Source organism: Bailinhaonella thermotolerans (assembly GCF_003594875.1).
Classification (GTDB): Bacteria; Actinomycetota; Actinomycetes; order Streptosporangiales; family Streptosporangiaceae; genus Bailinhaonella; species Bailinhaonella thermotolerans.
Genome location: NZ_QZEY01000016.1, coordinates 99,731 through 125,387 on the forward strand (window position 1 = coordinate 99,731; position 25,657 = coordinate 125,387).

Genomic DNA, 25,657 nt, shown 5'->3' on the forward strand with positions numbered 1-25,657 from the left:
GGATCAGGGGCCGGGGGTGAGGGTGACCGCCACGGGGCGGTGGTCGGAGTGGGGGACGTCGGGGTTGGCGGGGGCCGAGGGGGTGAGGCCGGGGGTCACGAGGACGTGGTCGATCTGCTCCCGCGAGCCGCCGGGGATGGTGACGAAGGGGCGGGAGGCGGCGAAGGCGTCGGTGAGGCCGGCGTCGAGCACGGCCTGCCAGGCGGGGGTGCCCGGCTCGATGTTGAGGTCGCCGGCGACGATCACCGGGCGGGGGCCGGAGCCGGGACCGCCCGCGGCGGCCGCCTTCGCGACGCGGGCGAGCTCCCGCGCCTGGGTGAGGTCGTTCCAGCCGGGCGGGGGCTGGAGATGGGTGGAGATGACGGTCACGTCGCGGCCCCGCCAGCGCACGCCGACCTCCAGGGCCTGCGCCCCGGTCGGCCCGCCCTGGGGGAGGACGTGGTTGCGGACGCTCGTCACCGGCAGGTCGGTCAGCAGCGCGTCGCCCCAGGAGGGGTCGGCGGCGGGAGCCCAGAGGGCGCGCATGCCGAGGCGGTCGGCGAGCAGCGCCAGCCCGTCGTGGCCCCCGTTGAGGAACCAGGAGCGGTCCACCTCGCTCAGCACGATCACGTGGGCCCTGAGGGCGCGGAGGGCGTCGGCCTGGCGTTCCACGCTCAGCGTGCCGGCGAGGTCGTAGCCCATCCGGACGTTGTACGCGGCCACCCGCAGGCCGTCCGCGACCGGTTCGCCCCGGTCCGCCGGCCCGCGCCACAGGGGGGCCGCCGCCACCAGCAGCACGGACAGCGCCGCTGCGGCGGGCAGGCGGTAGCCGTACCCCGGGCTGGAGTCGCCGACGGGGCGGGCGGCGACCACCGCGATCGCCCCGACCACGACGGCGGCCGCGATCGGGACGTAGCCGTTGGGGAGGTGGAGGTCGTACGCGGAGAAGTACGCGAACACCAGGACCACGAACAGGAGCAGCCCGCCGGCCGCCGCGAGCCCCCGGCGGGCCCGGGCGCCGGGGCCGGTGAGCGCCGCCGCCCAGCCGAGGCACCCGGCCAGCGCGAACTGGCCGAGGACCTGCCCGGCGACGGCCCACCACGGGGCCACGCCGTGCACGCCGTCCCGCGCCACCCGGCCGAACACGAACACGACCGCCGACGCCAGCAGGCCCAGCGCCGGATAGAGGGGGTGCCGGGTCCAGGGCCCGGGGCGTACGGCGAGGGCGACGGACAGGACGGCCCCGGCGGTCACGATGAGCGCGCCCGGCGGCCCGGCGGCGGTGTGGGCGTACGCGGTGTTGCCCGTGTACAGGCCCCAGAGGAGGATCGCGGGACCGGCCGTGACCCACGCGCGCGGGGCGGTGGCGGGCTCGGGGCCGTGTTCCGCGAACCGGCGCGGGGGCGGGGAGGCGGCCGGGCCGTACCCCGCGGCCTTGGACAGCAGGAAGACGAACAGGCCGAGCTCGATCGCCAGCGGCAGCCACGGGATCGGCCCCGAGCGCCAGACCAGGTCGATCGTGTCGAGGGCGGCGTGCAGGACGGTCGAGGCGGCCAGCCCGGCGGTCAGGCCCGCGAGGGAGGGCGCGGCGTCGCGCGAGGCCATCGCGGTGGCGACCAGCCAGGCCAGGCCCGCGAGGAGACCGATGCCGGCGACGTGGAGCTGCGGGCCGTGGCCGCCGGTGAACTGGAGCGCGATCCGGGCGGCGACCAGCAGGAGCCCCGAGCCGAGGACCAGCCGCGCCGGGGGCGCCAGCCGTACGAGCGGGACGACGAGGAACGCGGCGAGGAACCAGGCGATCGCGTACACGCCCATGAGCTCGGCGGGGGTGGAGCCCGCCTGGCCGAACAGGGTGATCAGCGAGGGGAGGAACACGCGCACCAGGTCGAGCAGGACCACGACGCCCGCGGCCACGTCCAGCCGGATACGGCTCACGGTCCCACCCCCATGTCACGCCAAGAGAACGCGAGACATCCTCATCTAAGTGGTCTGGTCAGCACAAGGCCCTACAGTTGGCAACGAGGTTGCCCATCTAGCCGAACGGTCCCGCCGTGCCCGCTGACCCGCCCGGATTCGAGCTGCCGCTGCGGCTCCTCCTCGGCTTCCGCGTGATCATCGACGAGCTCCACGCCGAGCTCGCCCGCCTCGGCCACCCCGGCCTGCGGCCGATGCACGGCTTCGTCTTCCAGGCCATCGGCCCCCGCGGCACCACCGCGGCCGAGCTCGGCCGCCGCCTCGGGGTGTCCAAGCAGGCCGCGGGCAAGACCGTGGACTCCCTGGAACGCCTCGGCTACGTCGAGCGCGCCACCGACCCCGAGGACGCCCGCCGCAAGATCGTCCGCCTCACCCCCCGCGGCCGCGAGTCCCTCGCCCTCTCCGCCCGCGTCTTCGACGAGATCCGCGCCCGCTGGTCCCGCGAACTCGGCGAGGACCGCCTCCGGGCCCTGGAGGCCGACCTGCGCAAGGTCACCCCGCCCGACCTCTTCCGCCTGGACATCCCCGCCTGGTTCGGCGGCATCTGACCGCCCGGGCCGCCCCAGGGTGGGAAAGCACCGGGCCCGCCCCCTGTGCGCCGGAGGGCGGGCCCGGTGGGCGACAGCGCGAGTCGCCTGCGGGAGGTCTTCTAGACGCGGACCTTGCGCTTGGCCGGGCCGTACACGTCCCAGAGCTCGCCGACGAAGAACCGGGCGAACCTCTCCAGGGCGGACAGGCCCTTCGGTCCCTCGGTGCGGAACGTGGTGAGCTGCTGGATGAAGTCCACCAGCTCGATGCGGAGGGTGCCGGCGCCGACGATCAGGGCCTCCTCGTCCTTGCCCTCGGCGACGTGGCCCTCCAGCAGCCGGAAGAACAGCGTGGACGTGTCCGCCCAGATGTCCGTGGGCGGGCCGTGGAAGACGTTCTTCCAGCCGGACAGCGTGCGGAGGCGGCCGTCGGCGTCGGTGAAGTGCAGGCGGTACCGCATCAGGCGGCGGTCCGGTGCGCCCCCCGGCGCGAACAGGTTGAACCAGCCCGCCTCGACCCGGCGGCGGCCCCCGCAGACCGCCGACTCGATCCAGCCCTCGGCGCGGGCCAGGTGATCCGGCTCGGCCAGGAAGCGGTCCACGTCGTCGGCCGTGATGGTCAGGCGGAACGAGAACGGCTCGCCGCTGCCGGGGGAGGGGTTGCCCGCCCCCGCCCGGTAGTGGCCCTTCATCTCCTCGGTGAACGACAGCGACGTGCGACCGGCCTGGCCGGCATGGCCTTCCGGTTCGGCGCGGTCGCACGCCGCGTCGTCCCCCACCCCACCCGCCGGACGGGCGGCAGCAGCCTGTCCGGTTCCCCCGGGCTCGAGGATTCGTGAGGCCAGGCGGTTCGCCATGGCCGCGATCGTCAGCGACGGGTTGACGCCGACGGGACCGGGCATGGCCGCGGCGTCCGCGACGTACAGCCCGGGATGTCCGTAGACCTCGCCGAAGGGGTCGGCCACGCCCTCGCCGGGGTGCCGCCCGATCGGCGCGCCGCCCACCGGGTGGACGGTGATGATGCGCTTGAGGAACCACATGGGGTTGTCCTTGTACTCGGCTCCGAGCACGTCGGCGATCCGCCGCATCGTCTCGCGGACCCGCTCGAAGTACTGCTCGCTGGTCTGCGTCGTCCAGGCGACGTCGAGGCGGCCGTCGCGCAGGGCGAGCACCCCGTCGGGGGTGTCGCGGCCCATGCCCAGCAGCGGCAGCGAGGACACCGACAGCGCGCCCTGGCCGATCAGCTCGGAGAGCTCCTGAGAGAGGTTCGTGTCGGGGGCCCCGGAGATGAACTCGCGGAACCGGTCCAGCAGGAACCGTGCCATCCGGGCGACGTTGCCGCCGACGTCGGCCTGGGCCGTGATCCAGTCGGCGAAGGCCGGGTAGCCCCCGTCCTGGATGTACGCGCCGCGCCCGGCGCCGGGGAAGCCGTCGGCCTCGTCCGGGAGCCGGATCGCGCTGGTGATGACCGGTCCGCGGCTGGCGTCCAGCGGGCGCAGGCGGTCGCGTTCCCTGGTGTTCAGCAGGAAGGTGAGCAGGTCCCCGTTCCCGGAGAACCGGGTGCCGAGCGCGTCGCTCAGCCCGGGCAGCGCCTTCCGGTTGCGCAGCAGCAGGTACGTCGTGCCGAGCGTGCCCGCGGCCAGCACCAGCCGGTCGCAGGTGATCGTCCGGGGATCGGGCGCCCCCCCGGTCTTGTCGTGCCGGACGTACTCGACCTCGTACCCGCCGCCGTGGCGCGGCCTGATGGCCCGTACCTCCGACAGTTCCCGCAGGTCCGCCCCGTGGTGCTGGGCGGCCGACAGGTAGGTGTGGTCCAGGCTGTTCTTGGCCCCGTCGTTGCAGCCGATGTCGCACTCGCCGCACAGCCGGCACGTGAACCGCCGGATGTGGTCCCCGTGCAGGTTGCCGTACGGCGCGGGCGCGATCTCCAGCCCGAGCGCGGGCTCGGCGTCCGGGGAGGGCGCGAAGCTGACCGCGAGCTTGGGCAGGTGCCAGGACAGGCCCAGCTCGGCCGCGGCGTCCTGGAGCACGTGCGTCTTGCCCGCCCGGGCGTACGCCGGCCGGTCCAGCGGGTACGGCGTGCCGCCGAGCATGCGCTCGACCTCGTCGTAGTGCGGGTCCAGCTCCGCCCGGGAGACCGGCCAGTTCTCGTACCCGCCGCCCGGCAGCGGCTGCTCGTGGACGAACCAGCGCTCGTCCTTGCGCATCAGCACGTTGGCGTAGATCAGCGAGCCGCCCCCCAGCCCGCTGGAGACCACCGAGTCCAGCCCGTCGAAACTCCAGACGTCGAACATCCCGTACAAGGACGCCTTGGGGTCCCAGAAGGCCCGGCTCATGTCCGTGCGGCTGCGCGGGAAGTCCCCGGGCGCGAACTTGTCCCCGCGCTCGAGCACCACGACGGACTTCCCGCCCTCGGCCAGGCGGTACGCCGTCACGGCTCCCCCGAAACCGGAGCCGACGACCACCGCGTCGACATGTTCCCGCACGTCAGGCCGCCTTTCGCTTGAGCCAGTCGACGATCAGCGGGAACACGTCCAGGTGGGCGTTCTTGCCGATGATCGTGTCGATGTGCCCGTAACCGGGGATGATCGCCAGCTCGTGGCGCCCCGGGGCGACCTTGCTGAGCAGCTTGTGGCAGACGATGTTGGAGTCGGTGAAGACCCGGTTGTCGTCGCCGGTGATGAACAGGATCGGCGTGTCCACCCGGCCGGGGTCGGCCAGGTAGTCGTCGGGCAGTGACGCCAGCGCCGGGTCGCCGGTGTCGTACTTCACGGCGCGGCCGGCCCGCACCATCTTCCCCACGTGCCGGTAGTAGTGCACGTCCGAGGCCCCGTTCAGGTCGGCGAGGCGCTCGTGGGTGTGCGTCTCCGGCGCGAGGTTGCGGTGCAGGTACATCGCCGGGCGCCCGCTGCCCCACATGAAGCTCTGCATGTGGCACGCGGACTCCCGGCACTCCGGGTGGAAGAACGACACCGCGCGGGCCATGAGCCACCGCCGGGTCAGCGGCGGCGCGGCCTTGAAGCGCGGGTCGATGTAGGACAGGCCGAGGACGTACTCCAGGAGCGTCGGCGCGACGGCGAGCTTGAGCCGCGACCAGGAGGGGACCCTCGGGGTGAGCGCGACGCTGTTCGCGACCACGCTCGTGATGCCGTCGATCGCCCCGCCGAACAGGCTCATGCAGAACGACACCGACCCCAGGCAGTGCGCGATGACGTGGATCCGCCGTGCCCCAACGTGACGGCGGAGTTCGGTCAGCGCGGCCGGGTAGTCGTAGCGGGCGATCGCGTCCAGGGTGTGCTTCCGGGTCTCCATGTTGTAGGGGAACCGGCTGCTCATCCGGAAGTCGAGCGCCCACACGTCGCCGAAACCGCTGTCCAGCAGGTGACTCACCATGTTCCGCGTCTCGGGAACGATGAAGATGTCACTGGCCGACGTCAGGCCGTGGACGAGGAGCACCACGTCGTCCGGGTGAGCGGAGCCGGCGCGGTGGAACCTGGTCAGGGTCAGGCCCAGCTCGTCCTCCGTCGCGAAGGGGTGCGTGGACACCTCCGCGTCGCGCACACCGCTGAGGGTGTAGCGGGCGATCTGGTGCTCCATGTCTCTGACCTCCGGTCGTTCGTCCGATCACACTGTGCCAACGCGCGGCGCGACACCACATCGTGGGAAACCCGTACATTCTTCGGATGCGTAGCCAGGCGTACGTGTACGGGGGCGGGGTCCCGGTCAGAGGCCCTGGTTGAGCGTCGTCGCCACGCCCACGCGGGACGAGACCCCGAGCTTGGCGAACACCCGGGACAGGTGCGTCTCGACCGTGCGCACGCTGAGGAAGAGCCGGTCCGCGATCTGCTGGTTGGTGCAGCCCTCGGCGACCAGCAGCGCCACCTCGTACTCCCGCGGCGAGAGCCCGTACGGCCCGGCCGCCGGCGCGCCGGTCACGCGCACGCCGAACCGCCGCTGCTCCTTGAGCGCGAACTGGTGCAGGGCCCGCGCCTCGCACGCGGAGAAGATGTCGCCCGCCTCGCGCAGCCGTTCCCGCGCCGGTCCGCGCTCGCCCGCGTGGCCGTGGGACGCTCCCGCGACGAGCAGCGCCCGGCCGGCGTCGATCAGGCGCCGCCCGTCGCGCAGCCGGTCGGCCGCCTCCGCCGCCAGCTTGGCCGCGTTCGCCGGGTCGGAGGCGCGCAGCGAGTGGGCGCGCGCCAGCCGTACGAGGGCGGGCTCGATCGGCAGGCCGGGGTCGGCCAGGTGCTCGGCGCGGTCCGCCCAGAGCGCGGCCTCCTCGGGCCTGCCCCGGGCGGCCTCGATCTCGGCCAGCAGTTCGCAGCAGGCCAGCAGGGTCGCCACCGGCAGCCGGGGGTTCTCCAGCCGGTCGCAGGCCACGAGCAGCGCCTCGGCGGCCTCGTCGAGCCGCCCGGCGTTGACCAGCGCCACCCCGAGGGCCTGCCGCGCCATCGCGCCCCAGACCTCGCCGCCGCCGACCCCGGTGTCCACGGCCTCGAACCCGACCCGCAGCGCCGCCTCCGACTCGCCCATCCAGGACAGCGCCAGGCACTGCTGGGTGAGCGCGAACACGAGCTGCTGCCCGGAGTCGAGCAGCCGCGCGCCCTCCACCGACTCCTCCGCCGAGGCCAGCGCCTCCGGCAGCCGCCCCATCATCACCAGCGTGCGCGCCTGGCCGGCGAGCAGGTTCGTGAGGATGTAGCTCTGCCCGGTGGCCCGCGCGACGGCCGCCGCGCGCTTGAACGAGCGCAGCGCCGTCTCGTAGTGGCCCATCTTGGTCCCGGCCCAGCACATCCACGCGATGGCGTCCAGCCACTCGGCCAGGTGCTCGTCCGGGGCCGCCGCGATCAGCTCGTCGGCCTTCTTGATGTAGCGGATGGCGTCCTCGATGCGCCCGCCCACGTACGCCGGCATCGGCCGCAGCGCCGCCACCGCCACGACCAGGCTGGGCTCCCAGTCCTCGCCCTCGTCCGGCATGAAGTCCAGCACGGCCTGGGCGGCGCGGAAGTCCACGCGCATCAGGCTCTCGGCGACCAGCCGCATGCGCAGCGGGATCGCGGCCGCGGCCTGCGGGTCGGGCATGCGCCGCAGTTCCTCAAGGAGGAGCTGCCGGGCCTCGTGGGGGCGGTCGAGCTGGCGTTCCATCAGCGCGCACAGCCGGGCGGCGCGGGCCCGCCGGGCGTGGTCGTCCGGGGGCAGCAGCCGCATCAGCTCGCGCGCCGAGTCGCGGCCCTCGGCCAGGCTCCCGCTCACGCTCTGCGCCTGCGCCAGCTCCAGCAGCAGTTCCAGCCGGAGCGGCAGGTCCTCGGGCCCCTCGGGGAGCAGGGACAGCGCCGAGCGCAGCCAGTGCGCGGCGGTCGCCGGGGCCTGCGGGGCGACGGCGCGGGCGGCGTCCACGAGCGTGGCCACGGCGTCCCGGTCACCGAACCGCCCGGACCGCTCCACGTGGTGGGCCCGGGAGGTCGCGGGCACGCCGAGGCGGCGCAGGTGCTCGGCCAGCCGGGCGTGCGCGGCCAGCCGCCAGCCGGGCGCCGCCGAGGCGTACGCGGCGTTGCGGACCAGCGGGTGCCGGAACCGGAACCGGCCCGCGGCGGCCGGCCGTACGACGTCGCGGGCGACCATCTCGTTGAGCGCGGCCAGCACCGCCTCCTCGGGGAGCTCGGCCGCGACCGCCACGGCGGCGGGCTCGAACTCGTCGGCGGTGACCGCCGCGGCCCAGGCCACCGGGCGGGCCTCGGCGGACAGGCCGCTCAGCTCGACCTGGAGCGCGGCGCGCACGGACTGCGGCAGCTCGCCCTCGCCGGTGTCGGAGTTGACGTGCTCCCCGCCCATGCGGGTCAGCGCCTCCAGGTAGAACGGGTTGCCTCCGCTGGCCTGGTACAGCGCGCGGACCCGGGTCCTGCCCATCTCCGGGCCGAGCAGCTCCTCCACCTCCTCGCACGTCAGCGGGAGCACGGCGAGCTGGCGGCTCGACCCGGCGACGGCGGCCAGGCGCGGGCTCGCCTGCGCCGGGCGGTAGGCGATCACGAGCAGCACGGGGCCGCGCGGCGGGTGCCTGAGCAGGTGTTCGAGCAGTTCGACGCTCGTCACGTCGGCCCAGTGCAGGTCGTCGAGGATCAGCACCAGCCCGGTGCCCGCGGCCAGATCGCCGAGCAACTGCCGTACGGCCCGATAGACCCGGTATCGGGCCAGGCCGGTGACGTCGCGCTCGGAGTCCTCGGGAGAGTCCGGCATGAGAGAGGGGAAGACCGAGGCGAGCAGTCTCCGCTGCGGCTCGGCGGGCGGGTGCCTCTCCAGGTGGTCGTCGAGCGCGTCCACGACGACGCCGAACGGCATCTCCTGCTCGAACTCCGACGCCTGGCCCCGCAGGACCGTGAGCCCGCGCGCCCGCGCCCGGCGCTCCAGCTCCTGGAGCAGCCGCGTCTTGCCGACCCCGGGGTCCCCGACCAGGGAGAGGAACTGGAAGGCGTCCTCAGGATCTTCGGGCCCGGTGATCGCGTCGAGTGCGTGATCGTGTGCGCGCAGCACGTCATGCCGCCCGACCAGGGCGGATTCGACGTGTCCGTTCATCGTGTGTCCCTCGCTGCGGCCGTCGGCCGATGCATCATGATTGCGTGTCCGGCGGGCATACGTAAGTCACCATTTGTCTTCCCCCCGCCGGTTGGGCCCCCCGGCCCCCGAATACGCTGGGCGGATGGACACGACGGAGACGCTTCCGGTCGCGGTGATCGGGCTGGGGGACATCGCGGAGAAGGCCTACCTTCCGGTGCTCACCGCCCTTCCAGGGCTGGACCTGCGCCTCTGCACGCGCAACCGCGCCACCTTGGACCGGCTGGGCGACCGGTACCGGATCGCGGCCCGCCACACCTCCGTCGGCTCCGTCGTGGACACCGGGATCCGGGCCGCGTTCGTGCACGCGGCGACCTCCGCGCACGTGGCGATGGCCGAGGAGCTGATCGCGGCGGGCGTGCACGTCTACGTGGACAAGCCCATCGCCGACAACCTGTCCGACGCCGAGCGCCTCGTACGGCTGGCGCGCGAGGCCGGCGTGAGCCTGATGACCGGGTTCAACCGCAGGCACGCCCCGGGGTACACCGGCCTGCTCGACCTGCCCAGGGACCTCGTCGTGCTCCAGAAGAACCGGATGAACCACCCGGCCGCGCCGCGCGCCGTCGTGTTCGACGACTTCATCCACGTGGTGGACACGCTGCGGTTCCTGTTCCCCGGCACGCCGGCGGAGACGCGGATCCGCACCCGGATGCGGGACGGCCTGCTCGAACACGTGGTCCTGGAGCTCTCGGCCGACGGGACCACCGCGATCGGGATCATGAACCGGGTGAGCGGGGCCGCCGAGGAGACCTGCGAGGTCATGGGCGCGGGCCGCAAGCGCCGGGTGGTCAACCTGGGCGACGTGATCGACTACGCCGGAGGGGAGACGCTGGCGCGCCGCCCCGACTGGACGCCTGTGGCGCGGCAGCGCGGCATCGAGCAGGTCTGCCTGGAGTTCCTGGACTCCGTACGCCGGGGGACCGTGATCGACGGCGCGGACTCGCTGGTCACGCACGCGCTCTGCGAGGAGATCGTGGCGTCCTGCGCGGGCTGAGACACCCGGGCGGATGCCGTTGGCCCCCGGCGTCCGCGTCAATAGTCTGGCGGTATGCCGAGCAGCGTTGACGCGGTCGTGGTGGGGGCGGGGATCATCGGCCTGACCACCGGGATCCGGCTGGCCGAGGCGGGGATGCGGGTGCTGATCAGGACCGGCGCCCCGCCCGCGGAGACCACGTCGGCGCTGGCGGGGGCCATGGTCGGCCCGGCCTTCGCGCTCCCGGACGACCGGGCCCGCGCCTGGGAGGCGGTCACGCGCGAGGAGGTCACGGGCGCCCCCGGCGTGCACGTGTGCCGGGGGATGCTGGCGGCGCGCGAGCCCGGCCTGGTGCCCCCGGGATACGAGCCGGTCGAGGGCCCCGACGGATTCCTGACCGCGTTCTGGGCCGAGCTGCCGATGGTCGACATGCCCGTCTACCTGGAACACCTGGCGGCCCGGTTCACGGCGGCGGGCGGGGTGATCGAGATCGCCCCGGTGACCTCCCTTGAGGAGGCCGCCGCGCTGGCCCCGCGCGTCGCCAACTGCAGCGGGCTGGGGGCCCGGCGGCTGGCGGACGACCCGACGGTCGTGCCCGTCCGCGGCCCCCGGATCGTCGTGGAGAACCCGGGCATCGACACCTTCTTCATGGAGGCGCCCTTCGGCACGACCACGACGAGCTTCATCCCCCACGGCGAGACGATGGTCCTGGGCAGCATCCGCGCCGAGGGCTCCTACGACACCACGCCCGACGCGGAGGAGGCCGAGGAACTCGTCCGCCGCGCGGCGCTGGTGGAACCCCGGATCGAGGGCGTCAAGATCCTCGCGCACCACGTGGGCCTCCGTCCCGGCCGCCCGGAGATCCGCCTGGAGGCGACGGAGATCGGCTCCGCCACCTGCGTCCACAACTACGGCCACTCCGGCATCGGCGTGACCGTCTCCTGGGGCTGCGCCACCGAGGCGGCCGCCCTCCTCACCTAACCCCCCGCCCCTCGCGCCGATCACGCACTTTTACGCACAGGGCGTGCGTAAAAGTGCATGCCCACCGCGAGCGAGGCGTCCGAAAAGGCCGGCCCGAGGGGGCCGGCCCGAGGGGTCAGGTGGTGGCGGGGATGGCGGCGGGGGCGGTGCTGTTGCGCATGACGAGCTCGGGGCGGTAGAGGAGTTCGGTGCGCGGTCCCTTGGCGCCGCTGATCTCCTCCAGGAGGGTGTTGACGGCCGCGAGGCTCATCTCGCGGACCGGCTGGCGGATCGTGGTCAGCGGCGGGTCGAGGTACGGCGTGAGCGGGCTGTCGTCGAAGCCCACGATCGAGACGTCCTCGGGGACGCGCAGGCCGAGCTGGCGGGCGGCGCGGATCGCGCCGATCGCCATGATGTCGCTGCCGCAGCAGATCGCGGTGCAGCCCCGGCCGAGCAGGACGCGGGCCGCCGCCTGGCCGCCCTCCACGGTGAACAGGGTGTTGACGATCAGCTCGTCCGGGGCGTCCATCCCCAGGTGGCGGGCCAGGCCGCGGCGGAAGCCCTCCGTCTTGCGGATGGAGGGGACGAACCGGTCCTGGCCGACGGCGAGGCCGATGCGGCGGTGACCGAGGGCGGCCAGGTGGTCCACGGCCATCTCCAGGGACGCCACGTCGTCGTTGGAGATGTGCGGGGCGGAGATCTCCGCGCGGAAACCGTTGATCATGACGATGGGCAGCCCGCTCTCGATGAGGCGGACGTAGCGCGCGTGGTCGGCCCGGGCGTCGGCGTGCATGCCGGACACGAAGATGATCCCGGCGACGCCGCGTTCGAGCAGCAGCTCGATGTAGTCGTCCTCGCGCATGCCGCCGGGCATGAGGGTGCACAGCACGGCGGCGTACCCGTGGGGCACGAGCGCCCCCTCGATGATCTCCGCGAAGGCCGGGAAGATCGGGTTGGACAGTTCGGGCACGATCAGCCCGATCAGCCCGGCCCGCTGCTGGCGGAGCCGGGCGGGGCGCTCGTATCCGAGCACGTCGAGCGCCGTGAGCACGGCCTGCCGGGTCGCGGCCGAGACGCCGGGCCTGGCGTTCAGGACCCGGCTCACGGTGGCCTCGCTGACCCCGGCGTGCGCGGCGATATCGGCGAGACGCGTCGTCATGGCCGTCAACTTACCGCTCCCTTCCACGGGTCGGGCGAGCCGTTCCACCACACAGCGGTGTCCGGCGGGAGCAGGATGTGATGGCCGTCCCGCTCGATCGGCCCGCTGGCCAGGATCGGCTCGCCGTACGCCAGGATCCGCCGGGCCGAGGAGCCGAAGTTGACCGCGCAGCCGAAGCGGGGGTCACGGGCGAAGACCAGGGTGTCCTCGGGCCCGACCAGCCAGCGCAGCGTGCCGTCGCCCAGCGCCGGGTGCTCCCGGCGGACGCGCAGCGCCTCCCGGTACAGCGACAGCACCGATCCGGGGTCGCCCTCCTGCGCCTCGACCGTCAGCGCCCGCCACTCCGCCGGGATCGGCAGCCAGGTCGAGGCCGACGAGCTGAACCCGAACGGCGGCTCCGACCCGCTCCACGGCAGCGGCACCCGGCACCCGTCGCGCCCGTCCTCGGCGCCCCGCCCCCGCTGCGGGTCCTGCAGGAACTCCTCCGGCAGGTCCAGCACCTCCGGCAGCCCCAGCTCCTCGCCCTGGTAGACGTACGCCGACCCGGGCAGGGCCAGCGTGAGCAGCGCCGCCGCGCGGGCCCGCCGTACGCCGACCTCGCCGCCGCCGAACCGGGTGACGTGCCGCTTCACGTCGTGGTTGGACAGCACCCAGGTTGTGGGCGCGCCCACCGAGGCCGCGACCCGCACGGACTCGTCGATCACCTCGCGCTGCACGGCGGCGTCCCACCCGGCGCTCAGGTAGTGGAAGTTGAACGCCTGGTGCAGCTCGTCCGGCCGCACGTAGTTGGCCAGCCGCTCCTGGTCCGGCGCCCACGCCTCGGCCACCGCGATCCGCTCGCCGTCGTAGGAGTCCAGCAGCCGCCGCCAGCGCCGGTGGATCTCGTGCACGCCGTCCTGGTCGAAGTACGGCAGGGCGGCCGTGCCCAGCATGCGCACCTGGCCCGTGCGGCCGATGTCGGGCAGCCCCGGGGCCTTGACCATGCCGTGCGCCACGTCGATCCGGAACCCGTCCACGCCCAGGTCCAGCCAGAACCGCAGCACGTCGTCGAACTCCGCGTGGACCTCGGGGTTCTCCCAGTTCAGGTCGGGCTGCTCGGGCGCGAACAGGTGGAGGTACCACTGCCCGTCAGGCACCCGCGTCCACGCCGGCCCGCCGAACACCGACTCCCAGTCGTTCGGCGGCAGGTCCCCGCGCCCCTCGCGGAAGATGTAGCGCTCGCGTTCCGGGCTCCCCGGCCCGGCCGAAAGGGCCTGCTCGAACCAGGCGTGCCGGTCCGAGGTGTGGTTCGGCACCACGTCCACGATGATCTTCAGTCCCAGCTCGTGCGCGTCGTGCACGAGCTGCTTGAAGTCCGTCAGGTCCCCGAAGACCGGGTCCACGTCGCGGTAGTCCGCCACGTCGTACCCGAAGTCGGCCATCGGGGAGGTGAAGAACGGCGTGAGCCACAGCGCGTCCACCCCCAGCTCCGCCAGGTACGGCAGCCGCGAGCGGATCCCGGGCAGGTCACCGATGCCGTCGCCGTCGCTGTCGGCGAAACTGCGCACGTACACCTGGTAGATCACCGCGTCCCGCCACCACTTCGTCCCGGCGGGCGAGCGGCGGTCGTCCACGAGGTTCTGCGTCATCGATGTCCCCTACATCTCGAAGGTGCGCCGGCGCGCCGTACGGCGTGGCCGGATGGGCGTCGCGCCGTACGGCACGGGCGGGCGCCCGCGCCGGCCGTACGGCCGCGGCCGGAGGTCAGCCGGCGGGAGGCCGCCGGGTCACTTGACGCCGCCCGCCGTGAGGCCGGCGACGATGCGGCGCTGGAAGATCAGCACCACGATCACCAGCGGGACGGTGACGATGACGCCCGCGGCCATCTGCGTCCCGAAGGGCTGGTCGAACCCGGAGATCCCGGTGAACTTGGAGATGGCCACGGTCGCGGTCTGCATGTCCTTCTCGTTGACCATGGACAGCGCGATCAGGTACTCGTTCCACGCGGCGATGAACGTGATGATCGCGGTGGTGAACACCCCGGGCGCGGCCAGCGGCACGATGATCCGGCGGAACGCCTGCCCCCGGGTGCAGCCGTCCACCATCGCGGCCTGCTCCAGCTCGAACGGGAGCTGCCGGAAGAACGTGGTCAGCAGCCACACCGACAGCGGCAGCGCGAAGCCCAGGCTGGGCACGACCATGGCCTGGTAGGTGTTGATCCAGCCGATGCCGGTGAACAGCTTGAGCAGCGGCACGAGCTGGGAGACGCCGGGGAACATCGTGGTCGCGATGATGATCCCGAGCACGGCGTTCTTGAACGGGAAGCTCAGCCGCGCCAGCGCGTACGCCGTCACCACGCCGACCAGCAGCGTCAGCAGCGTGGTGGTCCCGGCCACGACCAGGCTGTTCAGCAGCGCCCGGCCGAAGGCGTTGCCGCCGGAGAAGACCGCGGTGAAGTTCTCCAGCGACCAGCGCACCGGCACGACCGTGTTGTCGAACTGGTCCTGCGGGCGCCGGAATGCCGAGATCACCATCCAGTAGAACGGCGCCAGGCACCACAGCGCGCAGGCCGCGATGCCGAGGTACGGCAGGAGCCCGCGGGCACGCTTGGACAGGGAGGGCCCGGTCGCGGGGATCGCGGTCATGCGGCCACCTTCCTCACGGTCTTCGCCCCGGCCTTCGTCGCGGGCTTCTTCCGGACCTCGCGCGCCTGCCCGATGATGTCGGCGCCGAGCAGCTTCACGAACAGGTACGAGATCACCGCGATGTAGACGAACAGGACGGTGGCGTACGCGGCCGCCGAGCCGTACCGCAGGTTGGACGCCTCGAACCAGGAGATCGTGGTGAGCGTCTGCACGGACTTCTGGTTCACGCCCACGAGCACGGCGGGCAGGTCGAACATGCGCAGCACGTCCAGCATCCGGAACAGCACGGCGACCAGCAGCGCGGGCTTGACCAGCGGCAGCGTGATCCGCCAGAACCGCTGGAGCGCGCCGGCCCCGTCCACCTGCGCCGCCTCGTACACCTCACGGGGGATCATCTGGAGTCCCGCGAGGACCAGCAGCGCGATGAAGGGCGAGGTCTTCCACACCTCCGCGATGATCACCGCGGTCTTGGCGGCGGGCCCGTCGGCGGTCCACAGGATGTCGGTCCCGAGCACCGCGTTCGCCGCGCCGTCCGCCTGGAAGATCCACCGCCACAGCAGGCCGGAGATCGCCGTGGGGATCGCCCACGGGACCAGGATCGAGGCCCGCACGAAGGCGCGGCCCCGGAACGCCCGCTGCATGATCAGCGCCATGGCCACGCCGATCACCGTCTCCAGGAAGACCGTGGTGACGGTGAAGAAGGTGGTGTTCCCGAAGGCGTTCCAGAACGCCGTGGCCCGGTCGCCGGAGAAGATCGCGGCGTAGTTGTCCAGGCCGACGAACCGCTCGCCCTCGACCACGAACCCGTCGGCGTCCAGCCCCTCGCCGCGCGTGAAGAGCGACTCGCGGAAGCCGGCCAGCACCGGATACCCGATGACCAGGGCCAGCACCAGCATCGTCGGTGAGAGCAGCAGCGCGGCCAGCCGCCCGCCGCTGTCCGCGACCTTCGCCCGCCGGCTCCGCCCGGTCGGGATGACCGGCGTCCCCTCGTTGATCGTCGTCGCCATGTGGCTGTCCTTCCTCGTCCGATCGGCGCCGGGGCGGCGGCTGCCGTACGGCCTCCGCCCCGGCGCCCGGCCCGGCTACGGCGTGGTCAGCTCGCCGAGCTTGGCCTGAAGGTCGGCCAGCGCCTGGTCGGCGGTGGTCTTTCCGGTGATCGCGTCGTAGACCGCGTTCTGGATGGCGGTGGTGACGTCGCCGTACTTGACCGCCGAGGGGCGCGACTTGGCGTTCTCGATCGCGGCCTTGAGCGTGGGCAGGTACGGGTACTTGGCGACCATCTCCGCGTCGGAGTAGAGCGAGGTCAGCGTGGGGGCCTGGGAGGTGGCGAGGGCGTTGGCCTTCTGCTGCGGCTCCGCGGCCGAGAACTTGATGAAGTCCAGCGCCGAGGCCTTGTTCTTGGCGAAGGCCGAGATCGCGTAGTTGTGCCCGCCGAGGTTGGCCGCGCCCGGTCCGGCAGGGCCGGGGATCGGCGCGACGGCGAACTTGCCGGCGACCTTGCTGGAGCCGTCCTCGGCGTTGGCCAGGCCGTACTGGTACGGCCACTGGCGGTGGAACAGCAGCTTGCCGGACTGGAAGTGGCGGCGGCCGCCCTCGCCGTCGAGCGTGACGGCGGCCTTCGGCATGCGCCCGTCCTTGATCGCGTTGATCAGGAACTCCAGGCCCTTCTTGGCCTCGGGCGTGTTCACGTTGGGCTTGCCGGACGCGTCCACGAACGCCCCGCCGGTGGAGTTGATCGCCTCGGCGGCGCTCACCGTCAGGCCCTCGCCCTTGGCCACCTCGGTGAGGTAGCAGTCCACGCCCTTGCCCTCGGGCAGCTTGGCGACCTTGTCACAGGCCGCCCACATCTCGTCCCAGGTCTTCGGGGGCTCGGCGATCCCGGCCTTCTCCAGCAGGTCCTTGCGGTAGTACAGCAGGCCGGAGTCGGAGGTGGTGGGCAGCGCGAACAGCCGGCCGCGGTACTCCCCGGTGGTGACCGTGGCGGGCAGGAAGGCGTCCAGGCCCAGCTTGTCCTTGGGCAGCTCGGCCAGCCAGCGGTTGGCCGCGAACTCGGCCGTCCACACCACGTCCAGGTTGAGGATCGTGTAGGTGTCCGACTTGGTCGTGGCGTTCTGGATCATCTGCTGGCGCTGCTCGTTGGGCTCGTCCGGCAGCTCGATGATGCGGGCCTGCTCGTTCGGGTGCGCCTTGTTCCAGGCGTCGACCATCTTCTGCATGTTGCCGGACCGGTCCTTGCCGGTCGCCAGGGTGATCGGGCCGCGCCCGGTCAGCTCGCCGGCGGCCGCCTTCTGGCCCCCGGTCCCGCCGCCGCCGGTTCCGCCGTCGCCGCCGCCACACGCGGCCAGCGCGAGCGCAAGGCCGGCGACCACGCCGGCCAGGGGGATGCGCCGCATTGCTCCTCCTCGATCCAGGGGCCGACCTCCGGCCCGGGAGCCGTCCCTTCCGTCCGGTAACGGGGGACTTGGCGGGGAACGTTAGCAACTCATTGCAAGCTCGTAAATATCTTGCAGAAAGTTCCAGGGCGATCGTGGCCGGAAAGCAACTCTTGACCTCCCCGAGATCCTGACCGGGGGCGGAAAGCGGACATGTAGCCACAAAGACTCCCCGAAGTGCGCCCGCGACCGCGCAAGACGCCCCCGTGTTGCTGAAAGTCTTGCCGTCCTTTGCAGGCCCTGTCGTACCCCTGCGGGCCCCCGTCCACCCGCGTTCCGGGTTCCGGGCTTCCGGTTCCGGGTTTCCGGCTCACACCGCGCCGCGAGACCGCGCGGGTCACGGCGTCACGAAGTCACGGGGGATCACGGGGTCACGGGGTCACGGCAGGGGGTGGGTCAGGTGCCCGCGCGGAGGCGGACCGGGAGGGCCTCGACGCCGCGGACCACGCCGAAGCCGCCCGAGTGCCAGCGCAGTTCGGACGGGTCGCAGGCCAGGGAGATGTCCGGGAAGCGGGCCAGGAGGGAGCCGATCGCGACCTGGCCCTCCACCCGGGCCAGCGGGGCGCCCAGGCAGAAGTGCGCGCCGTGGCCGAAGGCGAGGTGACCGGTGTCCTCGCGGGTGATGTCGAGGACGTCGGCGTCGGCGTACCTCGCCGGGTCGCGGTCCGCCGAGCCCAGCAGCCCGACCACCGCGCTGCCCTTGGGGATCCGCTGACCCCCGATCTCGACGTCCTCGGTCGTGTAGCGGAACATGCCCCGGTCCACCGGCCCGTCGTACCGCAGCAGCTCCTCGATCGCGCCGGGCAGCAGCTCCGGCCGCTCGCGCAGCAGCCGAAGCTGATCGGGGTGGCGGAACAGCGAGACCATGCCGTTGCCGATCAGGTTGACCGTGGTCTCGTGGCCGGCGATGAGCAGCAGCCGGATCATGGCCTTCAGCTCGCTCTCCGACAGCGTGTCCCGGTCCTCGCTCGCCAGGATCAGGCCGCTGATCAGGTCGGGCTGCTCCCCGGGCGGCACCGCGGGGTCCACCTCGGGCCGGCGCCGCGCGATCAGCCCCGCGACGTACCGCGCCATGGACCGCCCGGCCCCGGCCCGCTCGGCCATCCCCTCGGGCGTGAACGCGGCCGTGAGGATCGTCCTGCTCCATCCCCGGAAGTCGTCCTGGTCCTCGCCGGGGACGCCGAGCAGCTCGCAGATCACCGTGATCGGCAGCGGGAACGCGAAGCTCTCGATCAGGTCCGCCTCCTCCCCGGCCGCCATCGCGTCCAGCAGCTCATCGGTGATCCGCTGGACGCGGGGCCGCAGCGCCTCCATGCGCCCGCGCGTGAACGCCTTGCTGACCAGGCGCCGTAGCCGCGTGTGCTCGGGCGGGTCCACGGTGAGCAGGTGCCGGCCGAGGGACGCGTCGCCCTCGCCGACCAGGCCGAGGCTGCGCAGCCACTCGGGGGCGTGCTCCGTCGCGTTGGCCAGGCGCGGATCGGTCAGCGCCTGGCGCACGTCCTCGTACCTGGTGATCATCCAGATCTCGAAGCCCTCCGGGGTGACGACGCGGCAGACCGGGGCCTCCTTCCGCATCATCGAGTAGACGGGGAACGGGTCGGCCTTGGTCTCTGCGGTCCACAGGGCGGACGTGTCCACGTGACGCTCCTCGCTTGACTTCGATGGGTTCGCAGTCATCCGCCCTCATTCGAGCGCTTCCCGGAGGTACGGGCTAGGTCCCCGCGGCACAATCTCGCCGCCCGGAGATCACCGTCAGAGGTGGCCCACGTCATACCTGACGGGATCTGTCAGGTACCCCCGCGAGGATGGCCACCGGCCCGTACGGACACCTGTCGTACGGGCGTCACCGATGACGTCATGAGGAGGAACGGCATGCCGAGGGCGACGGGAACGTTCGAGGTGACCCGGTGGGACGCGACGCCGTACGACGACCGGGACGGGCTGGCGCTGGCCCGGGTGGAAGTGGGCAAGACCTTCCACGGCGACGTCGAGGGCACCGCGGAGGCGGCGCTGACCACGGCGAGCACACCGGTAGAGGGCTCCATGGCGTACGTCGCGATCGAGCGGATGACGGTGTCGGTGCACGGGCGGAGCGGGGTGTTCCTGCTCCAGCACGGCGCGGCGATGGAGCGCGGGCGGGCCGAGGGGCTGTGGGTGACCGTGGTGCCGGACTCGGGGAGCGGGGAACTGGCCGGGATCAGCGGGCGGATGTGGATCAGCGTGAACGAGGACGGCGGGCACGACTACGCCCTGGAGTACGAGCTCCCGTAGCGTCAGCGCCGGCGGTCGCGGCGCTCGCGGCGCTCGCGGCGGCTCTGCACGCCCATCAGGACGCCGGCGACCGCGACGGCGGCGACCGCGCCCGCGATCATCCCGATCTTGAAGTTGGAGCCCTGGCCGGCCAGGTCCGTCAGGACGACGCCGCCGACCGCGAGGGCCAGGACGCAGGCGAGGAGGACCCAGTACGCACGGCTCATGAAGAAGGTGCGGCGCGGGGCCTCGGGCGGGTCGGACAGCTCCGCCTCCGGGCCCACGCTCGCGGCCTTCGGGCGCTTGAAGTACTCGACGAAGATCCACCGGCCGCACGGCTCCCAGCCGTCGGGGGCGAGCTCGGCGTGCACCCGGGCGCGGTTGAGGGAGGTGACGTTCTCCCGGCGGTACTCCCACTGCTGGGGCCGCTCGGGGTCGCGGGTGCTGACGAACTTGCCCCGGGAGATGCCCTCGACCTCCCAGCCCTGCGCGCCGTACCGGTTGAGCATCTCGACGTCGTGGAGCATGTCGGCGGTCCAGCGCCAGGTCCGGGCGCCCTCGGCGGGCTCGCCGGCCTTCTCGGGCGCGGCCTCGGGGACCAGCTCGCGGACCAGCTCGGCCACCGGGCCGAACTCCTCCTCCGGCGTTCCGCCGCTCTCGGTCAGGTAGCCGGACAGCTCGTCGACGGTCGCGCGGATCCGGTCCCCGGGCATGCCCGCCTCGGCCAGGCCGGCCGCCAGCTCCTGGAAGTACCGCTCGCTCATCGCGCGCCCTCCTCGTTCCCTCTCGACAACACGGTCCGGACGGCCTCGTCGAACTCCAGCCACAGCCCGCTCTGCTCGGTGAGCGTGCGGCGGCCCTCCTCGGTGAGCCGGTAGTAGCGCCGGCCGGGCCCGCGCTCGGTGACCCGGAACTCCGCGGCGACCAGGCCCGCCTCCTCCAGCCGGTTCAGCACGGGGTAGAGGGTGCCGCCCTTGATCTGGCCGAGACCGGCCCCGGCCAGATCCTTGGCGATCTCGTATCCGTAGTTCTCGCCGTCGGTCAGGCTGGCGAGCACCAGCAGGTCGAGTACGCCCTTGAGCCAACTGGCGCGTCGGTCGCTCGTCATGGTTAGCGATCCTACCTATGCTGCGGTGGTGACGGGCTGCGGGCGCTTGGCGAGCGGGGTGAAGACCAGCCCGCGCAGGTCGATCAGCGCGTGCACCAGGATCGGCAGGAGGATGTCGCCGGTGCGCAGGTAGAGCATGGTCAGCGCGAATCCGATCAGGGTGACCATCAGCATGCCGTGCCAGCCCTGGTAGAGGTGGCCGGCCGTGAACACCGCCAGCGCCAGCCCCGCCGCGACGGGCAGGCTCAGGCCCAGGACCTGCGTGCCCAGGGCGATCAGCAGGCCGCGGAAGACGATCTCCTCGGTGATGCCGGCGGTCACCGACAGCGCCGCGGCGTGCCAGCGCTCGGCCCCGGTGCGCGGGAGCAGCTCGTGGTGGGCCGCCTGGCCGGGGATCTTCCTGCCCCGGGCGGCGAGCTTCCGGAAGAGCACCGTCGTGATCACGGTCATGAACGAGAAGCCCACCAGAAGGCCGGCCAGGTAACCCGTGTCGGACGGGAGCCGCAGCCCGATCGCCGCCAGGTCCAGGCCGGGCTCCGCGGCCACGATGAGCAGCGCGATCGCGGCCATGGCCCACAGCTCGCCGCACCAGATCCGGACCATCCGCCGGTAGGCCCCGGGGTCGCGGTCCCGCGTCCGCCCCAGCTTCTCGTAGGCGCGCTTGCCGAGGATCGGGCTCACGAAGGCCGCGTGGGCGACCAGGCCGATGGCGAGGGCGGCGGCGAGGGGGGAGACGGACATTGCGGGGACCTCCTGATGCGGTGTCTTGCTACCTAAACTGTAGAGCGAGCTAGTTAGGAATGCAACATAGCTAGCGCCCGCACCTGAGTAGCCCCCCTGCCGTGGGTACGGCGCAGCGAGCCCGCCGCCCCGCCGTACGGCAGGCGCGGGACGCGGGACGCGGGGCCCGGAGGTCCGCGGGAACGCGGGAGGACGGGAGGGCGGGAACGCGGGAGGGCGGGAGGGCGGGAACGCGGGAGGGCGGGAACGCGAACGGCGCGGCGCCCGGGGGAGGGCGCCGCGCCGCGGTGAGGTGGCGGGCCGGGGAGTGTGAGGGGTGCTCCCCGGCCCGGTCCGGCCGGTCAGAGCTCCTTGAGCAGACCGCCGTCGATGGCGAACTCCGCGCCGGTGGTGCTGGCCGAACGCGGGGAGGCGAGCAGGACGACCGCGTCGGCGATCTCCTGCGGGTCCACGAGACGGCCGGTGGCCAGGCCCATCATCTCCGGGGCGGCCTTGCCGATCACGGTGTCGCGGTCGGTGCCGGTCATACCTGCGAGGATGTCGGCCGCGCCGCCCTCCTCGGTCCACCACGCCGTGAGCACCGGCCCGGGGGAGACGGTGTTCACGCGGACGCCCTGGGGCGCGAACTCGGCGGACAGCGCCTTGGTCAGGTTGTTCATGGCGGCCTTGGCGGCGGAGTAGTCCACGTTCATCGGGCCGGGCTGGCGGGCGTTGCCCGAGGAGACGTTGACGATGGAGCCGCCGGTCTCCAGCAGGTGCGGGATCGCCGCGCGGATCGCCCGGACCGTCGAGAACAGGTTGAACTCGAACATCTGGCGCCAGTCGTCGTCGTCCGGGGTGAGGAAGCCCGGCCGGGGGAGGCTGACGCCGGGCGGCGGGCCGCCGGCGTTGTTGACCAGGACGTCCAGCCGGCCGAAGCGCTCCACCGCCGCCGCGACGACGCGGGCCGGGGCCTCGGGGTCCATCAGGTCGGCGGGGACGTGCAGCAGGTCCGCCCCGGCGAGCGCGTCGAGCCCGGGCGAGGCGGACCGCGACGCGGCGACCACCTTCGCGCCCTCCTCCAGCAGGGTCCGCGCCACGGCGAGCCCGATGCCCTTGGAAGCCCCGGTGACGACGGCGACCTTGCCCGACAGCTTGAGATCCACGATGACTCCTAGTTCCGGTGGACACGGCCCGTTCTCGGCCCGCGTCCACAAGAACCCCTCCCACTGTGAGCGGTTGCACTTGCGGCGAGGAAATTCCGCGCGGAAACTTGTCGTTTCCCGTCCAGAGGCCGGCACGAGCCCGTTTCCGCAGGTGGTGGCCATCGCGCCGCCGTACGCACGACCGCAGCCTGAAGCGGGTCGGGGCTCGGTGAGCCGGACTCGTAACACCGTAGAACCCGGCACTATCCACCAAAAGTGCATGGAATTACCCAAACGACCCACGCGTTACACATCGCACCACGTCATGTGATGGTCATGGCCCGTCCCGCCTGGGCGACCACCGGTCAAACCGGGGCAAACCTCATGGAATGCCCTAGATAGCCGGTTGGTTATACATGCTGGACATCCGGTCAGGACGACCGCGTGACCCGGCCGATCCGCGTGTCAACGCCCGCGAGATCCGGCCCTGTTCTCTGGCTCCGCCACACCCCCGCCCGTCCCGGGCTCACGCGCGCATGCGCGTGCGGGTGTCCGACGCCAGGTTCCCTACCCGGCGGCTCAGCGTCCCGGCCGTGAGAGCGGCATGGCCGAACCCAGTGACCCTGAGTGGCGCCCCCTTCACCATGACTCAGACTTACCAGCCTCAGACCATGCTCAAGCTGCTGGAGACCCAGCTCGGCTACCAGGAGAAGGCCGACGGCGGCTCCAAGTTCGGCGAGTGGTTCTCCGTGAACGTGAAGCAGGACCCGGCCTACGAGACCGGCGCCTGGTGCGACATGTTCCTGTCCTGGGCCGCGAACCAGACCGGCCAGAAGGACGTCGTGGGCCAGTTCGCCTACACCGTCGAGCACGCCCAGTGGTTCCAGGACCACGACGCCTTCACCACCAAGGCCAAGCCCGGTGACCTGGTGTTCTTCGACTGGGCCGGCGGCAAGTCCATCGCCGGGATCGACCACGTCGGCATCGTGCAGTCCGTCGACGGCGGCGAGATCCACACCATCGAGGGCAACATCGACGGCGGCGTGGCGACCAAGAAGGTCCGCACCATGGACGACATCGTCGGCTTCGGCGACCCGGCCAAGGTCGCGGAGAAGAAGAAGGCCGCCAAGCCCCTGGCCGGGAAGGCCGCGCCCGCCAAGGCGCTCGACGCCGGCGCGCTCGACGCCAAGGTCGAGGTCAAGCAGGCCGCGATGGTGCCGGACCCGGCCGCGCTCGCGAGCAGCGCGCCCGAGGCCATGGGCACCGTCCTGATCGGCGGGCTGGTCGTCGCGACCACCGCCAAGAAGGTCCGCGACCTGTTCAAGCGCTCCTGACCCGCGGCCCCTGAACCGCTCACAGGAGCGACAGGCCGGCGGAGCCCGAGAACCCCGTCTCTCCCCCCGGAGAGGCGGGGTTCTCGCATGCCCGGAGCGCGACGTTCTCGCATGCCCGGAGCGCGACGCCCGGAGTGCAGGGTCCGGAGCGCGACGCCCGGAGTGCGAGCAGGGTGCGATGTCCGGATCGCGGTCGATGGCGACGGACCACAACCGGACCGAGAGCGGACCGAGAGAGAACCCGCAACGCCCTGATCGACATTGGGGTTCCCACGATCATTCCGCCGGATCCGGACAGCAGGCCGGGCATGCGGCGGCGAGCAGAGGGAGTCCCAGATGTCCGCCATCACCGTGTCCCGGCCCGTCGCCGTCCGCGGTCCGGCGTCCGCGCGGCCGGGAAGCTGGGCGGCGCTGCCGGTGCTGCTCGTGCCGGTGTTCATGACCACGCTCGACTTCTTCATCGCGAACGTGGCCATGCCCTCGCTGCGCCGCGACCTCGGCGCCGGTCCGGCCGCCGCCCAGTTCGTGATCGCCGCGTACGGCCTGGCGTACGCCACCGGGCTGATCACCGCGGGCCGCCTGGGCGACCTGTTCGGCAGGCGCCGGGTGTTCACCGCGGGCCTGGCGCTGTTCACCGCCGCGTCGGTCTGGTGCGGCCTCGCCCCGACCCCCGGGCTGCTCATCGCCGGCCGCGTCGCCCAGGGCCTGGCCGCCGCGCTGCTCGCCCCCCAGGTGCTCGCCCTGATCGGCGCGCTGTACCCGGGCGAGCGCCGCGCCCGCGCCTTCGGCTGGTACGGCACCGCCGTCGGCTTCGCCGGGGTCAGCGGCCAGGCGATCGGCGGGTTCCTCGTGGCCGCCGACCCGGCCGGGCTCGGCTGGCGCACGTGCTTCCTGGTCAACCTGCCCGCCGGCCTGATCGCGCTGGCGCTCACCCGCCGCCTCGTCCCCGACGTCCCCGCGCCGGGCGCCGAGCCCGGGTCTCCGGCGGAGGACCCCCGTGGCGTACGGGCCGGGGCGGCCGCGGGCGGGCACGCGGGAAAGCTCGCGCGGCTCGACCCCTTCGGGGCGGCGCTGCTGGCGGCCGGGTTGCTGGCGGTCGTGTTCCCGCTGGTCCACGGTGGTGAGCACGGGTTCAGCGCGTGGACCTGGGCGACGCTGGGCGCGGCGGCCCCGATCCTGGGCGGCTTCGCGGCCTGGCAGCGGCGGCGGATGGCCGCGGGGCGGGAGCCGCTGCTGGACCCGGCGGTGTTCCGGGAGCGGGGCTTCGCGCTCGGGCTGCTCGCGGTGATGTTCCTGTTCGGCACCTCGGCGGGGGTGTCGTTCGTGGTCGCGATCTACCTGCAGGAGGGGCTCGGGATGGGGCCGCTGGCGGCGGGCACGGTGTTCACCGCGCTCAACGCCGGGTTCTTCCTGACCTCGACGCAGACGAGCAGGCTCGGCAGGCGGCTCGGGCCGCGCCTCCCCGTCGCGGGCGCGCTGGGGCTGGCCGCCGGGCTGGGCCTGATCGCGCACGCGGTGTCCGGCGGCGCCACGCCGGCCGGGCTGGTCCCCGGACTTTTCCTGGCCGGATCGGGAATGGGCCTGGTCATGGCGCCGCTGATCTCAATGGTGCTGGAGGGTGTCCGGCAGCGCCACGCGGGTGTCGCCTCCGGTGTGCTGGGGACGGCGCAGGAGACCGCTGGGGCGCTGGGTGTCACCATCGTCGGCGCGGTGTTCTTCGGCGCGCTGCACTCCACCGGCGCGAGCTGGGAGGCCGCCCTGCGCACGGGGCTCCTCGCACCCGCCGGGGCCGCGCTGGGCATCGCGGTCCTGGTGCTGATCCGCACCTCTGCCCGCCGTAGCACCTCTGTTGACGACACATGAAGA

20 protein-coding genes are annotated in these 25,657 nt (G+C 72.9%); 6 read left to right on the forward strand and 14 right to left on the reverse strand.

All coding sequences use genetic code 11. The annotated features are described in order from the left end of the window. Window positions 1-3: 3 nt before the first annotated feature. Window positions 4-1,914 (reverse strand): endonuclease/exonuclease/phosphatase family protein, encoded by a 1,911-nt coding sequence (locus D5H75_RS30525; protein WP_202638650.1) that lies wholly within the window; start codon window positions 1,912-1,914, stop codon window positions 4-6. 116 nt (window positions 1,915-2,030) lie between these two features. Here D5H75_RS30525 and D5H75_RS30530 point away from each other — a divergent pair, with 116 nt between their 5' ends. Beyond that, complete coding sequence (locus D5H75_RS30530) at window positions 2,031-2,501, forward strand: MarR family winged helix-turn-helix transcriptional regulator (RefSeq protein ID WP_119930032.1); 471 nt, start codon at window positions 2,031-2,033, stop codon at window positions 2,499-2,501. Window positions 2,502-2,602: 101 nt separating this feature from the next. Here the strand turns inward: D5H75_RS30530 and D5H75_RS30535 are convergent, their stop codons facing one another. From D5H75_RS30535 to D5H75_RS30545, 3 genes are all read right to left on the reverse strand, one after another. Continuing rightward, window positions 2,603-4,966, reverse strand: coding sequence for a GMC oxidoreductase (locus tag D5H75_RS30535; RefSeq protein ID WP_119930033.1), 2,364 nt, complete (start codon window positions 4,964-4,966; stop codon window positions 2,603-2,605). Between the two features lies 1 nt (window position 4,967). Further along, window positions 4,968-6,077, reverse strand: a complete 1,110-nt coding sequence (locus D5H75_RS30540) for an alpha/beta fold hydrolase (RefSeq protein ID WP_119930034.1) — start codon at window positions 6,075-6,077, stop codon at window positions 4,968-4,970. 126 nt (window positions 6,078-6,203) lie between these two features. Next, window positions 6,204-9,047: a LuxR family transcriptional regulator gene (locus D5H75_RS30545; protein ID WP_119930035.1), complete on the reverse strand. Its 2,844-nt coding sequence runs from the start codon at window positions 9,045-9,047 to the stop codon at window positions 6,204-6,206. 124 nt (window positions 9,048-9,171) lie between these two features. Between D5H75_RS30545 and D5H75_RS30550 the strand changes: the two genes are divergently transcribed. Both D5H75_RS30550 and D5H75_RS30555 read left to right on the forward strand, forming a co-directional pair. Continuing rightward, window positions 9,172-10,080: a Gfo/Idh/MocA family protein gene (locus tag D5H75_RS30550; RefSeq protein ID WP_119930036.1), complete on the forward strand. Its 909-nt coding sequence runs from the start codon at window positions 9,172-9,174 to the stop codon at window positions 10,078-10,080. 54 nt (window positions 10,081-10,134) lie between these two features. After that, window positions 10,135-11,040 carry an NAD(P)/FAD-dependent oxidoreductase gene (locus tag D5H75_RS30555; RefSeq protein WP_119930037.1) on the forward strand — a complete coding sequence of 302 codons (906 nt, stop codon included), beginning with the start codon at window positions 10,135-10,137 and terminating at the stop codon, window positions 11,038-11,040. A gap of 115 nt (window positions 11,041-11,155) precedes the next feature. On the opposite strand, the gene D5H75_RS30560 is transcribed toward D5H75_RS30555, so the two are convergent. From D5H75_RS30560 to D5H75_RS30585, 6 genes are all read right to left on the reverse strand, one after another. Further along, a complete protein-coding gene (locus D5H75_RS30560) occupies window positions 11,156-12,178 on the reverse strand; it encodes a LacI family DNA-binding transcriptional regulator (RefSeq protein WP_119930038.1) in 1,023 nt (340 codons plus the stop codon). Between the two features lie 5 nt (window positions 12,179-12,183). Continuing rightward, on the reverse strand, window positions 12,184-13,806 hold the full coding sequence (locus tag D5H75_RS30565) for a glycoside hydrolase family 13 protein (protein WP_119930039.1): 1,623 nt from the start codon (window positions 13,804-13,806) through the stop codon (window positions 12,184-12,186). Window positions 13,807-13,944: 138 nt separating this feature from the next. After that, window positions 13,945-14,802 (reverse strand): carbohydrate ABC transporter permease, encoded by an 858-nt coding sequence (locus D5H75_RS30570; protein ID WP_119930040.1) that lies wholly within the window; start codon window positions 14,800-14,802, stop codon window positions 13,945-13,947. After that, on the reverse strand, window positions 14,799-15,809 hold the full coding sequence (locus D5H75_RS30575) for a carbohydrate ABC transporter permease (protein WP_119930041.1): 1,011 nt from the start codon (window positions 15,807-15,809) through the stop codon (window positions 14,799-14,801). Before D5H75_RS30575 ends, D5H75_RS30570 begins: the two co-directional genes overlap by 4 nt. A gap of 75 nt (window positions 15,810-15,884) precedes the next feature. Further along, the gene (locus D5H75_RS30580) at window positions 15,885-17,195 is read right to left on the reverse strand and encodes an ABC transporter substrate-binding protein (RefSeq protein ID WP_119930042.1); all 1,311 of its coding nucleotides are present in this window, start codon (window positions 17,193-17,195) and stop codon (window positions 15,885-15,887) included. Between the two features lie 435 nt (window positions 17,196-17,630). Beyond that, window positions 17,631-18,872, reverse strand: coding sequence for a cytochrome P450 family protein (locus D5H75_RS30585; protein WP_202638651.1), 1,242 nt, complete (start codon window positions 18,870-18,872; stop codon window positions 17,631-17,633). 234 nt (window positions 18,873-19,106) lie between these two features. On the opposite strand from D5H75_RS30585, the gene D5H75_RS30590 reads away from it, so the two are divergent. Beyond that, window positions 19,107-19,505, forward strand: coding sequence for a DUF3224 domain-containing protein (locus tag D5H75_RS30590; RefSeq protein WP_119930044.1), 399 nt, complete (start codon window positions 19,107-19,109; stop codon window positions 19,503-19,505). A gap of 2 nt (window positions 19,506-19,507) precedes the next feature. Here D5H75_RS30590 and D5H75_RS30595 read toward each other — a convergent pair whose 3' ends face one another. The 4 genes from D5H75_RS30595 to D5H75_RS30615 all read right to left on the reverse strand — a co-directional run bounded on the left by D5H75_RS30595 (window position 19,508) and on the right by D5H75_RS30615 (window position 22,478). After that, window positions 19,508-20,248 carry a hypothetical protein gene (locus tag D5H75_RS30595; protein ID WP_119930045.1) on the reverse strand — a complete coding sequence of 247 codons (741 nt, stop codon included), beginning with the start codon at window positions 20,246-20,248 and terminating at the stop codon, window positions 19,508-19,510. Beyond that, window positions 20,245-20,592, reverse strand: coding sequence for a PadR family transcriptional regulator (locus tag D5H75_RS30600; protein WP_119930046.1), 348 nt, complete (start codon window positions 20,590-20,592; stop codon window positions 20,245-20,247). Before D5H75_RS30600 ends, D5H75_RS30595 begins: the two co-directional genes overlap by 4 nt. A 15-nt stretch (window positions 20,593-20,607) precedes the next feature. Then, window positions 20,608-21,333, reverse strand: coding sequence for a CPBP family intramembrane glutamic endopeptidase (locus D5H75_RS30605; RefSeq protein WP_119930047.1), 726 nt, complete (start codon window positions 21,331-21,333; stop codon window positions 20,608-20,610). Window positions 21,334-21,674: 341 nt separating this feature from the next. Then, entirely contained in the window at window positions 21,675-22,478 is an 804-nt protein-coding gene (locus tag D5H75_RS30615; RefSeq protein WP_119930048.1) for an SDR family NAD(P)-dependent oxidoreductase, read from the reverse strand. A 650-nt stretch (window positions 22,479-23,128) separates the two neighbouring features. On the opposite strand from D5H75_RS30615, the gene D5H75_RS30620 reads away from it, so the two are divergent. Both D5H75_RS30620 and D5H75_RS30625 read left to right on the forward strand, forming a co-directional pair. Continuing rightward, window positions 23,129-23,791 carry a CHAP domain-containing protein gene (locus D5H75_RS30620; protein ID WP_202638652.1) on the forward strand — a complete coding sequence of 221 codons (663 nt, stop codon included), beginning with the start codon at window positions 23,129-23,131 and terminating at the stop codon, window positions 23,789-23,791. Between the two features lie 336 nt (window positions 23,792-24,127). After that, window positions 24,128-25,654, forward strand: a complete 1,527-nt coding sequence (locus D5H75_RS30625; protein ID WP_119930050.1) for an MFS transporter — start codon at window positions 24,128-24,130, stop codon at window positions 25,652-25,654. Window positions 25,655-25,657: the final 3 nt, after the last annotated feature.

Coding starts and splice junctions, on each gene's coding strand:
- D5H75_RS30540 (WP_119930034.1), bottom strand. CDS start 6,077: ATGGAGCACCAGATCGCCCGCTACACCCTCAGCGGTGTGCGCGACGCG.
- D5H75_RS30545 (WP_119930035.1), bottom strand. CDS start 9,047: ATGAACGGACACGTCGAATCCGCCCTGGTCGGGCGGCATGACGTGCTG.
- D5H75_RS30550 (WP_119930036.1), top strand. CDS start 9,172: ATGGACACGACGGAGACGCTTCCGGTCGCGGTGATCGGGCTGGGGGAC.
- D5H75_RS30555 (WP_119930037.1), top strand. CDS start 10,135: ATGCCGAGCAGCGTTGACGCGGTCGTGGTGGGGGCGGGGATCATCGGC.
- D5H75_RS30560 (WP_119930038.1), bottom strand. CDS start 12,178: ATGACGACGCGTCTCGCCGATATCGCCGCGCACGCCGGGGTCAGCGAG.
- D5H75_RS30565 (WP_119930039.1), bottom strand. CDS start 13,806: ATGACGCAGAACCTCGTGGACGACCGCCGCTCGCCCGCCGGGACGAAG.
- D5H75_RS30570 (WP_119930040.1), bottom strand. CDS start 14,802: ATGACCGCGATCCCCGCGACCGGGCCCTCCCTGTCCAAGCGTGCCCGC.
- D5H75_RS30575 (WP_119930041.1), bottom strand. CDS start 15,809: ATGGCGACGACGATCAACGAGGGGACGCCGGTCATCCCGACCGGGCGG.
- D5H75_RS30580 (WP_119930042.1), bottom strand. CDS start 17,195: ATGCGGCGCATCCCCCTGGCCGGCGTGGTCGCCGGCCTTGCGCTCGCG.
- D5H75_RS30590 (WP_119930044.1), top strand. CDS start 19,107: ATGCCGAGGGCGACGGGAACGTTCGAGGTGACCCGGTGGGACGCGACG.
- D5H75_RS30595 (WP_119930045.1), bottom strand. CDS start 20,248: ATGAGCGAGCGGTACTTCCAGGAGCTGGCGGCCGGCCTGGCCGAGGCG.
- D5H75_RS30600 (WP_119930046.1), bottom strand. CDS start 20,592: ATGACGAGCGACCGACGCGCCAGTTGGCTCAAGGGCGTACTCGACCTG.
- D5H75_RS30605 (WP_119930047.1), bottom strand. CDS start 21,333: ATGTCCGTCTCCCCCCTCGCCGCCGCCCTCGCCATCGGCCTGGTCGCC.
- D5H75_RS30620 (WP_202638652.1), top strand. CDS start 23,129: ATGCTCAAGCTGCTGGAGACCCAGCTCGGCTACCAGGAGAAGGCCGAC.
- D5H75_RS30625 (WP_119930050.1), top strand. CDS start 24,128: ATGTCCGCCATCACCGTGTCCCGGCCCGTCGCCGTCCGCGGTCCGGCG.